Consider the following 12,462-nt stretch of genomic DNA (forward strand, 5'->3'; position numbering starts at 1 on the left):
CAGGTGCGTCTGCCTTCCCTCTGCCCCTTGAACTTGATCGACGAGCCCACCACCGGGCTCGACCCCGTGAGCCGGCGCCGGCTCTGGGAGGACGTGCGCACGCTGGCCGGATCGGGCACCACCGTCTTCCTCACCACCCAGACGCTCGACGAGGCCGAAGCGCTCGCCGAACGCATCGCCGTGATGCGGGCCGGACGGATCGTCGCCGACGGCACCGCCGCGGAGCTCACCGCCGCCGTCGGCGGGCAGCGGCTGGTGCTGCTGGACCAGCACGGGGCGGAGGTGCGAGGGATCGACACCGACGGCACCGCCGCCTCGCTGCGGGGCGCCATGGCGCAGCTGGAGGATCACGACCAGGATCTGCAGGTGGAGCTGCGCTCCCCCACGCTCGACGACGCGTTCACGGCTCTGACCCAGGAGCCCCTGGACCGACAGGAGACCGCGGTATGACCTCCCTCGACCCTGCACCGCCCCGAAAGAGCCCCTCCCGTCCCGAGGACCGCCGACCGCTCGGCACGGGCCCCCTGACGTCCAGCGCCGTGTTCATCGACCGCAGTCTGCGCCACAGCCTGCGCGACGGTGAAGGGCTGCTCATGGCCGTCGCCCTGCCCGTGATGCTCCTGCTGCTGTTCACCTACGTCTTCGGCGGCGCGATCATCTCCGAGGGCTACGTGGACTTCGTCGTCCCCGGCGTGATCCTCACCTGCGCCGGCTTCGGCGCCGCCTCGGTGGCCGTCTCGGTCAACCGCGACGTCACGCTCGGTGCCATGCGACGCTTCCGGACCATGCCCATCGTCGCGTCCACCGTCCTGGCCGGGCATGTGGTGGCGAGCGTGATGCGCAACCTCCTGGCGACCGTGATCGTGATCCTGGTGGCTCTCCTGATCGGCTTCCGCCCCACCGCCACCGTGCTGGAGTGGATCGCTGTCCTGGGCCTGGTCGCCCTGTGGATCCTCGCGATCACCGCCCTGTTCGCCTGCATCGGCCTGGTCGCCGGGAGCCCGGAGGCCGCCAACGGCTACGGCTTCGTGCTGCTGTTCCTGCCCTACCTCTCCAGCGCCTTCGTGCCCATCGCGACCATGCCCGACTGGCTGCAGCCGATCGCCAGGCACCAGCCGATGGGGCCCCTGGTGGATGCCCTGCGCGCACTGCTCGTCGGGACCGGCGAGGCGCAGCTGCTGGCACCCCTGGCCTGGAGCATCGGCATCACTGCAGGCGCGATGGTGCTCACGGCGGTCGCCCTCCGACGCAGCGGGGACCGCTGAGGTCGATCAGGACCGGTCGGCCGTGAACGACCAGGGGCCCCGCAGCGAACGATCCTGTTCGCTGCGGGGCCCCTGGCCCGTGAGGGCCGTGATCAGCGCGCGGCGCTGCCCTCGGTGTAGTCCTCATCGAGTGCCTGGGCGCTCCAGGAGAACATCTTGCGCAGATCGCGGCCGACGGTCTCGATCTGGTGCTTGGCCTCGTCCTCGCGCAGCTGCGTGAACTCCAGCGCGCCCTTGTCCTGGTCGTCGATGAAGCGCTGGGCGAAGGAGCCGTCCTGGATGTCGGACAGGATGTCCTTCATCGCCGTCTTCGTCTCGGCGGTCACGACGCGCGGGCCGGAGACGTAGTCGCCGTACTCGGCGGTGTCGGAGATCGACCAGCGCTGCTTGGCAATGCCGCCCTCGTGCATGAGGTCGACGATCAGCTTGAGCTCGTGGAGGACCTCGAAGTAGGCGATCTCCGGCTGGTAACCGGCCTCGGCGAGGGTCTCGAAGCCCGCCTGGACGAGGTGGCTCATGCCGCCGCACAGCACGGCCTGCTCGCCGAACAGGTCGGTCTCGGTCTCCTCGGTGAAGGTGGTCCTGATGACTCCGGCGCGGGTGCCGCCGATGCCCTTGGCGTAGGCGAAGGCGAGGTCCCAGGCCGAGCCGCTCGCGTCCTGCTCCACGGCGACGATGTCCGGGATGCCGCGCCCGGCGACGAACTCGCGGCGCACGGTGTGGCCCGGGGCCTTCGGGGCGATCAGCAGCACGTCGACCCCGGCGGGGACCGCGATGTAGCCGAAGCGGATGTTGAAGCCGTGGGCGAAGGCGATCGCCTTGCCCTCGCTCAGGTGCGGCTCGATGGACTCGGCGAAGACCTTCCGCTGATCCTGGTCCGGGGTGAGGATCATGATGAGGTCGGCCCACTCGGAGACCTCGGCGACGGTGCCGACGCCCAGGCCCTGCTCCTCGGCCTTGGCGCGGGACGTCGAGCCCTCGCGCAGGCCGACGCGGACCTCGACGCCGCTGTCGCGCAGGTTCAGCGCGTGGGCGTGGCCCTGGGAGCCGAAGCCGACGATGGCGACCTTCTTGCCCTGGATGAGGGACAGGTCGGCGTTGTCGTCGTAGTAGATCTCGGCCACGATGTGCTCCTTCGTGTTGGGGTGCGGGGCGGTGCCGGACTGGCGGCGCCCCGGGCGACAGGTCGATCCTATCGCCGGGTGTCTTACGTGGTGAGAGGGCGTCTCAAGTCAAGAGACTGCGGTCGGTGATCGCTCGGCCACCGCGGCCGATGGCGACCTCGCCGGACTTGACGATCTCGCGGACGCCGAAGGACTCGAGCATCTCCAGCAGCGCGGCGAGCTTGTCCTGCGTGCCGGTCGCCTCGACGGTCACCGAGTCGGCGGCCGCGTCGACCACCTTGGCCCGGAACATCTGGACGATCTCCAGCACCGAGGTCCGCGTGGTGTTGTCCGCGGTGACCTTGATCAGGATCAGCTCCCGCTGGACCGTCGCCCGCGCGTCGAGCTGCACGATCTTGAGCACGTTCACGAGCTTGTTGAGCTGCTTGGTGATCTGCTCGAGCCGACGCTGGTCCACGTCGACGACCACGGTGATGCGGGAGATCTCCGGGTGCTCGGTCGGTCCGACCGCGAGCGAGGAGATGTTGTATCCGCGACGCGAGAACAGCGCGGTGACGCGGGTGAGCACGCTGGGCTTGTTCTCGACCAGCACCGAGAGGGTCTGGCTGTCAGGGGTCATCACGTACTCCGCGGCGGGTGTCTTCTGGGTGGACTGGTTCACGCTCATGATCAGATGTCCCTCTCCCACTCGGGGCTCATGCCCTGGGCGATCTGGATCTCGTCGTTCGAGACCCCTGTCGGCACCATCGGCCACACCATGGCGTCGGCGCTGACGGTGAAGTCCACGACCACGGGGCGATCGTTGATCTCCATCGCCTGGCGGATGGTCTCGTCGATGTCCTCGTCGCGCTCGCAGCGCAGGCCCGCCGCCCCGTAGGCGTCGGCGAGCTTGACGAAGTCGGGCACCCGGCGGGTGCCGTGCCCGGTGTTCAGGTCGGTATGGGAGTAGCGCTGGTCGTAGAACAGGTTCTGCCACTGGCGCACCATGCCGAGGCTGGAGTTGTTGATGACCGCGACCTTGATCGGGATGCCGTTGATGACGCAGGTGGCAAGCTCCTGGTTGGTCATCTGGAAGCAGCCGTCGCCGTCGATGGACCACACGACCCTGTCGGGGCGACCGACCTTCGCGCCCATCGCCGCCGGCACCGAGTAGCCCATGGTGCCCAGGCCCCCGGAATTGATCCAGGTGCAGGGATGCTCGTACTGGATGAACTGGCTGGACCACATCTGGTGCTGTCCCACGCCGGCGACATAGATCGATTCCGGGCCCGAGATCGCTCCGATGCGGGAGATCACCTTCTGCGGGGCGGTGAAGCCGTCCTCGGTCTCGGTCCACCCCAGCGGGTAGTTGTCGCGCAGCATCGTCAGAGTGTTCCACCAGGCGTCGTAATGGCGCTCGTCGGCCACGGCCAGACGCTCCCGCAGCTCGGCGGTCAGGACCCGAGCGACCTCGGCTGCCTGCCCCACGATCGGCACGGCGGCCTCGAGGTTCTTCGAGATCTCCGCCGGGTCGATGTCGGCGTGGACGATCGTCGCTCCCGGGGCGAAGGAGTCGAGGACCCCGGTGACGCGATCATCGAAGCGGGCGCCGATGTTGACGATGAGGTCCGCCCGCTGCAGCGCGGAGACCGCGGCGACGGTTCCGTGCATGCCGGGCATGCCCAGGTGGTTGGGATGGGAGTCGGGCAGGGCGCCGCGCGCCATCAGCGTGGTCACGAAGGGGGCGCCGGAGACGTCGATCAGCTCACCGACCTCGCGGCTGGCCCGGCCGCGCATCACGCCGCCGCCGAGCAGGAACACCGGACGCTGGGCCTCCAGCAGCAGCCGAGCGGCCTCGCGGATCTGCTTCGTGTGGGGCCGCGGGTCCGGACGGTAGCCGGGCAGGTCCAGGCTCTCGGGCCAGGCGAACTCCGTCATCCCCTGCTGGGCGTCCTTGGTGACATCCACGAGCACCGCGCCGGGACGGCCGGTCGAGGCGATGTGGAAGGCCTGCTTGATCACCTTGGGCACGTCATCGGGGTCCTTGACCAGGAAGTTGTGCTTGGTGACCGGCATCGTCATGCCGACGATGTCCGCCTCCTGGAAGGCATCGGTGCCGATGAACTGGGAACCGACCTGGCCGGTGATCGCGACCATCGGGATGGAGTCCATCTGGGCGTCGGCGAGCGCGGTGATGAGGTTGGTGGCGCCAGGGCCCGAGGTGGCCAGGCAGACGCCGACCTTGCCGGTGGCGTGCGCATAGCCGCTGGCGGCATGCCCCGCACCCTGCTCGTGGCGGACCAGCACGTGGCGCAGGCCCTCGGCGTCCATCAGCGGGTCGTAGGTGGGCAGGATGGCACCGCCGGGGAGGCCGAAGACGACCTCTGCCCCGGCATGCTTGAGGGACTCGATCAGCGCTTGAGCGCCGGTCATCTGCTGTCCGGTCATCGGAACTCCTTCGTCGTCTCGGACGGTGGGCGTGGCGGTGAACTGCGGTGCATCCCGCGACCTCTCCCCGGGTGCCGTCGCCCCTCGAGCGGGGCACGAAAAAGCCCCTCCGCCTGGGGCTCGGGGAGGGGCGCGGATGACGTCTCGTAGAGACGAACGGGCGTCAGCCGCGCTCGGGAACTACGAGAAGGATCGTCTGCATGATCCCGAGCATAGATCCTTCGGCGCGACCTGGGCCACCCGTCCGGATCGCGAGATGACACGTCCAGGGGCGAGGGGCCGCGGGCGATGCTCGGCCCGGGCGGCCGCGCACCGCCCGGGCGGATCAGTCCAGCGGCCGACGGGTGGCGCCGTAGGTCGCCGAGCGCACCAGGTGCGCGTAGACCTTCAGCGCCTGGGAGACCTGGCGCTCGCGGTGCGCGGGCCGCCAGGGCAGCGGGCCCTTCGCCGCACGACGACGAGTCAGCTCGTCCTCGGGGACGTCGAGCTCGAGCAGGCGCTTGTCGACGTCCATGATGATCGTGTCGCCGTCCTCGATGAGGCCGATCACCCCGCCTTCGGCCGCCTCCGGGGAGATGTGGCCGATGGAGACCCCGCTGGTGCCGCCGGAGAAGCGGCCATCGGTGATCAGAGCGCAGGTCTTGCCCAGACCGCGTCCCTTGAGGAAGGACGTCGGGTAGAGCATCTCCTGCATGCCGGGGCCACCCTGAGGGCCCTCGAAGCGGATCACCACGACGTCGCCGGCCCGGACCGTCTTGTCGAGGATCTTCTGCACGGCCTCCTCCTGGGAGTCGCAGACCACCGCGGTGCCCTCGAAGTGGAAGAGGTCCTCGGTGACGCCGGCCGTCTTGAACACGGCGCCGTCTCGGGCCAGGTTGCCCTTGAGCACAGCGAGACCGCCGTCCTTGGTGTGGGCGTGCGGGACGGCACGGACCACGCCGTTCTCGCCGTCGGTGTCCAGCTCGTCCCAGGTGTTGGTGGTGGAGAAGGCCTGCGTGGTGCGGACGCCGCCGGGGGCGGCATGGAAGAGGGCCTCGGCCTTCTTGGAGGCGCTGCCGCTGCGGATGTCCCACTCGGCGAGCCAGCTGGACAGATCGGGTGAATGCACCGTGTGGATGGTGTGGTCCAGCAGCCCCGCACGGTCGAGTTCGCCGAGGATGGCGGGGATGCCGCCGGCGCGATGGACGTCCTCGACGTGCGCGGTGCCGTTCGGGGCGACCTTGGACAGCGTCGGCACCAGACGCGAGATGCGGTCGATGTCGTCGAGGCCGAAATCGACGCCGGCCTCGATCGCCACGGCCAGGATGTGCAGGATCGTGTTCGTCGACCCACCCATGGCGACGTCCATCGCCATGGCGTTGGAGAACGCGGCCTTGGTGGCCACGGAACGCGGCAGCACCGACTCGTCGCCGTCCTCGTAGTAGCGCTTCGCCAGGTCCACGATCGTCCGGCCGGCCTCGAGGAACAGTTCCTTGCGGAAGGCATGGGTGGCCAGCGTGGTGCCGTTGCCGGGCAGGGACAGCCCGAGCACCTCGGTGAGGCAGTTCATCGAGTTCGCGGTGAACATCCCGGAGCAGGACCCGCAGGTGGGGCAGGCGTTCTCCTCGACCTCGGCCAGCTGAGCGTCGGTGATCGAGTCGTTCGCGCTCAGCGCCATGGCGTCGACCAGGTCGATCCGGTTCTCGGTGACGCCCTCGACCGGCTTGCCCGATTCCGAGGGGCCGCCGGAGACGAAGACGACCGGGATGTTCAAGCGCATCGCGGCCAGGAGATGACCCGGGGTGATCTTGTCGCAGTTGGAGATGCACACCAGGGCGTCGGCGGTGTGGGCATTGACCATGTACTCGATCGAGTCGGCGATGAGGTCGCGGCTGGGCAGCGAGTAGAGCATGCCGCCGTGGCCCATCGCGATGCCGTCGTCCACGGCGATCGTGTTGAACTCCTTGGAGACACCGCCGGCCTCCTTGATGGCGCCCGCGACCAGGTCACCCATGTTCTTGAGGTGGACGTGGCCCGGCACGAACTGCGTGTACGAGTTCGCGATCGCGACGATCGGCTTGCCGAAGTCGGAGCCCTCCATGCCGGTCGCGCGCCACAGGGCGCGGGCGCCGGCCATGTTGCGGCCATGGGTCGAGGTACGGGAGCGGAGCTGAGGCATGGGCGACACATTACGCCGACATGCGAGATGCGGATGTCACCATCCGGACAGTGGACGGCGGGGCGATCACCGCTGTGATCGCCCCGCCGTCGGGACCGGTCCTGGCCCGGTCCGGATGCCCTGCGCTCAGCTGACGCCGAGCTTGTCCATGATGATCTCGCGCACGCGGCCGGCATCGGCCTGACCGCGGGTGGCCTTCATGATCGGGCCGATCAGCGCACCGATGGCCTGGACCTTCCCGCCCTGGATCTTGGCGACCACGTCGGGATTGTCGGCGATGGCCTGGTCCACGGCCCCGGTGAGCACCGAGTCGTCCGAGACGACCGCGAGGCCCTCGGACTCGACGATCGCCGCGGGATCCCCCTGGCCCTCGAGGACCTTGGTGAGCACCTGCTTGGCGATCTTGTCGTTGATCTTCTTCCCGTCGACCAGACCCTGCAGCTCGGCGACCTGGACCGGGGTGATCGCCAGCTCCTCCAGCTCGACCTCACGGTCCTTGGCCACACGGGCCAGCTCGCCCATCCACCACTTCCGGGCGCTCTGGGCACTCGCCCCGGCCTCGACGGTGGACTCGATGAGATCGAGGGCCTCGGCGTTGACGACGTCGCGCATCTCGAGGTCGGTGAAGCCCCATTCCCCCAGCAGGCGGCGCCGTCGGGCGGAGGGCAGCTCCGGCAGACCGGCGCGGATCTCCTCGACCCACTCCCGGCTCGGGGCCACCGGCACCAGATCCGGCTCGGGGAAGTAGCGGTAGTCCTCCGCGTCGGACTTCGGGCGCCCGGAGGAGGTCCCGCCGGTGTCCTCATGGAAGTGACGTGTCTCCTGGACCACGGAGCCGCCGGCGTCCAGGATCCCTGCGTGACGGGAGATCTCGTAGCGCACCGTGCGGTCGATGGACCGGAAGGAGTTGACGTTCTTGGTCTCCGAACGGGTGCCCAGCGGCGCGTCGGCGTTCTCCCGCAGGGAGACGTTGATGTCGGCGCGGACGTTCCCGCGCTCCATCCTCGCCTCGGAGACGTCCAGGGCCCGGAAGATGTCGCGCAGGGTGCGCACGTAGGCGGCGGCGACCTCCGGGGCCCGACCCTTCGTGTCCGGGATCGGCTTGGTGACGATCTCGACCAGCGGCACGCCGGCGCGGTTGTAGTCGACCTGGGAGTGCGTCGCTCCATGGATCCGCCCGGTGGCACCCCCGACGTGGGTGTTCTTGCCGGCGTCCTCCTCCATGTGGGCGCGCTCGATCTCGACGCGGACGATCTCGCCGTCCTCCAGTTCGACGTCGACCCAGCCCTCGTAGGCGATGGGCTCGTCGTACTGGGAGGTCTGGAAGTTCTTGGTCAGGTCCGGGTAGAAGTACTGCTTGCGCGCGAAGCGGCAGGTCTCGGCGATCGAGCAGTTCAGCGCCAGTCCGATGCGGATCGCGTACTCGACCGCCGTGCGGTTCACGACCGGAAGGGAGCCGGGCAGGCCCAGCGAGGTGGGGGTGATCGCCGTGTTGGGCTCGGCGGCGAAGATGTTGGGGGCGCCGTCGAACATCTTGGTGGCGGTGCCGAGCTCGACATGGACCTCGATGCCGAGGACCGGATCGAAGCGCGAGATCGCCTCGTCGTAATCGACGAGATCGGTGGCTGACGCGGACTGGGCGGTGTTCATCGCTGTGCTCCGTTCGTGAGCTCGGGGGCCTTGGCCAGCAGCGGGCCGCCCCAGGAGTCCTCGAGCAGCGCCTCCAGGGCGCCGCCGACCCGGTACAGCCGCTCGTCGGCCCGGGCCGGGGCGAGGAACTGGATCCCCGCGGGCAGGCCGTCCTCGGCGAGGCCCGAGGGCACCGAGATGCCCGGCGTGCCGGCGAGGTTGGCGGGGATGGTGGCGATGTCGTTCATGTACATGGCCATGGGATCGTCGACCTTCTCGCCGAGGCGGAACGCCACGGTCGGGGACGTCGGCGAGGCGAGCACGTCCACCGTCGAGAAGGCGGCGGTGAAGTCGCGCTGGACGAGGGTGCGGACCTTCTGGGCGCTGCCGTAGTAGGCGTCGTAGTAGCCGGCCGACAGCGCGTAGGTGCCCAGCAGGATGCGGCGCTTGACCTCGTCGCCGAAGCCGGCGCCGCGGGTGGCCTTCATGACGTTCTCCGCGGTGGGGTGGTCCTCGGGGATCACGCGCAGGCCGAAGCGCATACCGTCGAACTTCGCGAGGTTGGAGGAGGCCTCCGAGGGCATGATCAGGTAGTAGGCGCCCAGCGCATAGGTGAAGTTCGGGCAGGCCACGCGCACGATCTCGGCGCCGGCCCGTTCGAGCTGGTCGAGGGACTCGGTGAAGCGGGCCCGGACCTCGGGGGCGAAGCCCTCTGACTCGAGCTCCTCGATGACGCCGATGCGCAGTCCCTTGACGTCCTTGCTGCGGGCGGCCGCGGTGAAGTCTCCGACGGGATCGGGCAGCGAGGTGGAGTCGTGGGGATCGTGCCCGGCGATCAGCTCGTGCAGCAGCGCGGAGTCCTCGACGGTGCGCGTGACGGGACCGGCCTGGTCCAGGGAGCTGGCCATCGCGATCAGTCCGTAGCGCGAGACGGAGCCGTAGGTGGGCTTCACGCCGACGGTGCCGGTGACGGCGCCGGGCTGGCGGATGGAGCCGCCGGTGTCGGTGCCGATCGCCAGCGGTGCCTCGTAGGAGCCCACGGCCGCGGCGCTGCCGCCGCCGGAGCCGCCGGGGATGCGGTCGCGGTCCCAGGGGTTGCGGGTGGGCCCATAGGCGCTGGACTCGGTGGAGGAGCCCATCGCGAACTCATCCATGTTGGTCTTGCCGAGGATCGGCAGGCCGGCCTTGCGCAGGGCCGTGACCAGGGTCGCGTCGTAGGGAGGGATCCAGCCCTGCAGGATCTTGGAGCCCGCGGTGGTGGGCTGGCCCTCGGTGACCACGACGTCCTTGACGGCGATGGGCACTCCGGCCAGCGCCGGGAGCTCCTCCCCCGCGGCGCGCCGGGCATCGACGTCCCGTGCGGTGGTCAGGGCCTCGTCCTGGTTGAGGTGGAGGAAGGCGTTCAGGTCGCCGTCCACGGCGGCGATGCGGCCGAAGTGGGCACGGGTGAGCTCCTCGGAGGAGACCTCCCCGGCCTCGAGCGCGGCGGCCTGGGCGGCGGCGCTGCGGCGGATGATGTCACTGGTGGTCGTCGATGCGCTCACGTCGCTCACTCCTCGCCCAGGATCTGCGGGACCGCGAAGCGGCCGTCCTGCGCCTCGGGAGCGCCGGCGAGCGCCTGCTCCTGCGTCAGGGTGGTCTCGACGACGTCCTCGCGGAGCACGTTCGTCATGGCAATGGGGTGGGACGTCGCGGGAACGTCCTCGGTGGCGACCTCGGAGACGGAGGCGACAGCGTCCATGATGGAGTCGAACTCGCCGGCGAAGCGGGCGGTCTCCTCCTCGGTGAGCTGGATCCGTGCGAGGTCGGCGAGGCGTGCGACATCATCTCGTCCGATCGATGGCATGCGGGTCATCCTAGACCGTGTGCAGCACTCCCCTCGTCCGGTCGCGAGGAGTCACCGGCCGGGCCGACGGGTCGCCGGCGTCGGGCACGTCGTCATAAGGCCGTGCGATCCGGGTCGGGGCACGGTCAGGGCGCGGCCCCCGCCGGGGTCATGTCCGATCAGGGGTCGGAGGGTCCTTCCCGTCCGGAGGCCCGTCCGGCGGTTCGGAGCCGTCACCGCGGGTGCCGGTCGCCTCCACGAAGGGGGAGGGCGACGGCGCCGGAGGCGTCTGGGTCCGTACCGGGCCGAGACGGCGCTGGCGCAAGGGGTCCTTGCGCAGATCGATGTACAACGAGATGCACAGACCGATCAGCACGAACACGAAGGGCGTCGCCGTGAGGATCGTGAAGGTCTGCAGCGCCCCCAGACCGCCGACCAGCAGCAGCATCGCGGCGACCACGCCGGTCAGCACCGCCCACAGCACCACCAACGGCTCCCACGGCTCCTCGCGTCCGCGGGAGGACAGCGTGGCGAGCACGAGCGCGCCTGCATCAGCACCGGAGACGAAGAAGATCGACGTGAGGAAGATCACCGCACCGGCGGTGATCGGCAGCACGGGGTACTCCTGCAGCATCGTGAAGAAGGCCGCCGCCTCGCTGCCGGTACCGGCGATGTCGACCCCCGCGAACTGCAGATGGAGGCCGGCGCCGCCGAAGACGACGAACCACACGGCACTGATGAGCGTCGGCACGAGCAGCACCCCGAGCACGTACTCCCGGATCGTGCGGCCCTTCGAGATGCGGGCGATGAACGTACCGACGAAGGGGGTCCAGGAGATCCACCACGCCCAGTAGAAGATCGTCCATTGCGCCAGCCAGTCGCCGCCGCCGAACACGGCGGTGTGGAAGCTCATCGGCACCAGGTTGGTGAGGTAGGCGCCGATCGCGTCGGGGAACAGGTCGAGGATGAAGACGGTCGGCCCGAGAACGAAGACGAAGATGGCCAGCGCGAACGCCACGACCATGTTGGTGTTCGACAACCACTTGATGCCTTTGGAGACGCCGCTCGCCGCGGACAGGACGATGCCGACGGTGAGCACCATGATCACGATGATCGCGAGCGAGGTGCTGCCCTTCTCGGGAAACTCACCCGAGCGCAGGAGCGCGATGCCGGCGGCCACCTGCAGCGCACCGAACCCCAGTGAGGTCGCCGAGCCGAACTTCGTGCAGATGATGGCGAGAATGTCGATGGGCTTGCCCCAGCCCTTCCCCTCGATCGCCCGCTTGCCGAAGATGGCCTGGAACGGCGAGCTCAGGAGGTTGCCGCGGCCGAGCCGGAAGGTCGAGTAGGCCAGCGCCAGGCCCACCACGGAGTACATGGCCCAGGGGTGGAGCCCCCAATGGAAGAACGTGTACGCCATCGCGTGCTGTGCGGCCATTTCGCTGCCTGCTTCCGCATTCACGAACGGCGGCGGAGCGGTCAGGTGGCTGACCGGCTCGTAGACACCGAAGAACATGAGCCCGATGCCCATGCCGGCGCTGAACATCATCGCCACCCAGGAGACGGTCGAGAACTCCGGCTTCTCGCCGTTCTGCGACAGCGGGATCCGGCCGTACCGGCCGAAGGCGAGGACGAGGGAGTACACCACGAATCCGCTGGCCGCGAGGATGAAGAACCAGCCCAGGGAGTCCGTCACCCAGGTCAGCGCGCTGCCGGTGACGCTGCCCACCTGATCCGGGAACACCATCCCCACCACGGTGGTGACGGCGATGACACCGAAGGCGCATCCGAAGACGACTTTGTCCATGCTGGCGAATCCCCGTTTTACATCGAGGTTCGCGATCTTCTCGGGGTTCTCCGCTGCGGAGTCGTGCGCTGTCGGATCTGAGGTGTCGTTCACCATCTGGGACCTCCTGTCCCGGGGTCCGAGCCTCGCCCCAGAGGCCCTCCGGCGGGGGGTCGACGGGAAGACGGTCCCGGTCTCCGCGCCCGATGACGGGCTCACGAACCAGCTTCGCGCGTTACCATACTCTT

10 protein-coding genes are annotated in these 12,462 nt (G+C 69.3%); 2 read left to right on the top strand and 8 right to left on the bottom strand.

The window, feature by feature from the left end:
* The first annotated feature begins 27 nt into the window (after positions 1–27).
* Both JOF44_RS04555 and JOF44_RS04560 read left to right on the top strand, forming a co-directional pair.
* A complete protein-coding gene (locus tag JOF44_RS04555) occupies positions 28–450 on the top strand; it encodes an ATP-binding cassette domain-containing protein (RefSeq protein ID WP_209887849.1) in 423 nt (140 codons plus the stop codon).
* The gene (locus JOF44_RS04560; RefSeq protein WP_209887852.1) at positions 447–1,265 is read left to right on the top strand and encodes an ABC transporter permease; all 819 of its coding nucleotides are present in this window, start codon (positions 447–449) and stop codon (positions 1,263–1,265) included. The genes JOF44_RS04555 and JOF44_RS04560 overlap by 4 nt, the downstream gene beginning before the upstream one ends.
* A 92-nt stretch (positions 1,266–1,357) precedes the next feature.
* Here JOF44_RS04560 and ilvC read toward each other — a convergent pair whose 3' ends face one another.
* The 8 genes from ilvC to JOF44_RS04600 all read right to left on the bottom strand — a co-directional run bounded on the left by ilvC (position 1,358) and on the right by JOF44_RS04600 (position 12,331).
* On the bottom strand, positions 1,358–2,389 hold the full coding sequence (gene ilvC, locus JOF44_RS04565) for a ketol-acid reductoisomerase (RefSeq protein ID WP_209887855.1): 1,032 nt from the start codon (positions 2,387–2,389) through the stop codon (positions 1,358–1,360).
* Positions 2,390–2,492: 103 nt separating this feature from the next.
* Positions 2,493–3,008, bottom strand: coding sequence for an acetolactate synthase small subunit (gene ilvN / locus JOF44_RS04570; protein ID WP_209895679.1), 516 nt, complete (start codon positions 3,006–3,008; stop codon positions 2,493–2,495).
* Between the two features lie 50 nt (positions 3,009–3,058).
* Positions 3,059–4,816, bottom strand: coding sequence for an acetolactate synthase large subunit (locus JOF44_RS04575; RefSeq protein WP_209887858.1), 1,758 nt, complete (start codon positions 4,814–4,816; stop codon positions 3,059–3,061).
* A 325-nt stretch (positions 4,817–5,141) separates the two neighbouring features.
* The gene (ilvD, locus tag JOF44_RS04580) at positions 5,142–6,974 is read right to left on the bottom strand and encodes a dihydroxy-acid dehydratase (protein ID WP_209887861.1); all 1,833 of its coding nucleotides are present in this window, start codon (positions 6,972–6,974) and stop codon (positions 5,142–5,144) included.
* Positions 6,975–7,100: 126 nt separating this feature from the next.
* Positions 7,101–8,624, bottom strand: coding sequence for an Asp-tRNA(Asn)/Glu-tRNA(Gln) amidotransferase subunit GatB (gene gatB / locus JOF44_RS04585; protein WP_209887864.1), 1,524 nt, complete (start codon positions 8,622–8,624; stop codon positions 7,101–7,103).
* Positions 8,621–10,147, bottom strand: a complete 1,527-nt coding sequence (gatA, locus tag JOF44_RS04590) for an Asp-tRNA(Asn)/Glu-tRNA(Gln) amidotransferase subunit GatA (protein ID WP_209887867.1) — start codon at positions 10,145–10,147, stop codon at positions 8,621–8,623. Before gatA ends, gatB begins: the two co-directional genes overlap by 4 nt.
* A gap of 5 nt (positions 10,148–10,152) precedes the next feature.
* The gene (gene gatC / locus JOF44_RS04595; protein WP_209887870.1) at positions 10,153–10,449 is read right to left on the bottom strand and encodes an Asp-tRNA(Asn)/Glu-tRNA(Gln) amidotransferase subunit GatC; all 297 of its coding nucleotides are present in this window, start codon (positions 10,447–10,449) and stop codon (positions 10,153–10,155) included.
* Between the two features lie 148 nt (positions 10,450–10,597).
* A complete protein-coding gene (locus JOF44_RS04600; protein ID WP_209887874.1) occupies positions 10,598–12,331 on the bottom strand; it encodes a BCCT family transporter in 1,734 nt (577 codons plus the stop codon).
* Positions 12,332–12,462 lie beyond the last annotated feature (131 nt).

The organism is Brachybacterium fresconis (assembly GCF_017876515.1).
Lineage (GTDB): Bacteria > Actinomycetota > Actinomycetes > Actinomycetales > Dermabacteraceae > Brachybacterium > Brachybacterium fresconis.

Bases quoted from the DNA above. Each gene is read 5' to 3' on its own strand.
- JOF44_RS04560 (WP_209887852.1), top strand. From the start codon at position 447: ATGACCTCCCTCGACCCTGCACCGCCCCGAAAGAGCCCCTCCCGTCCC.
- ilvN (WP_209895679.1), bottom strand. From the start codon at position 3,008: ATGACCCCTGACAGCCAGACCCTCTCGGTGCTGGTCGAGAACAAGCCC.
- JOF44_RS04575 (WP_209887858.1), bottom strand. From the start codon at position 4,816: ATGACCGGACAGCAGATGACCGGCGCTCAAGCGCTGATCGAGTCCCTC.
- ilvD (WP_209887861.1), bottom strand. From the start codon at position 6,974: ATGCCTCAGCTCCGCTCCCGTACCTCGACCCATGGCCGCAACATGGCC.
- gatB (WP_209887864.1), bottom strand. From the start codon at position 8,624: ATGAACACCGCCCAGTCCGCGTCAGCCACCGATCTCGTCGATTACGAC.
- gatC (WP_209887870.1), bottom strand. From the start codon at position 10,449: ATGCCATCGATCGGACGAGATGATGTCGCACGCCTCGCCGACCTCGCA.
- JOF44_RS04600 (WP_209887874.1), bottom strand. From the start codon at position 12,331: ATGGTGAACGACACCTCAGATCCGACAGCGCACGACTCCGCAGCGGAG.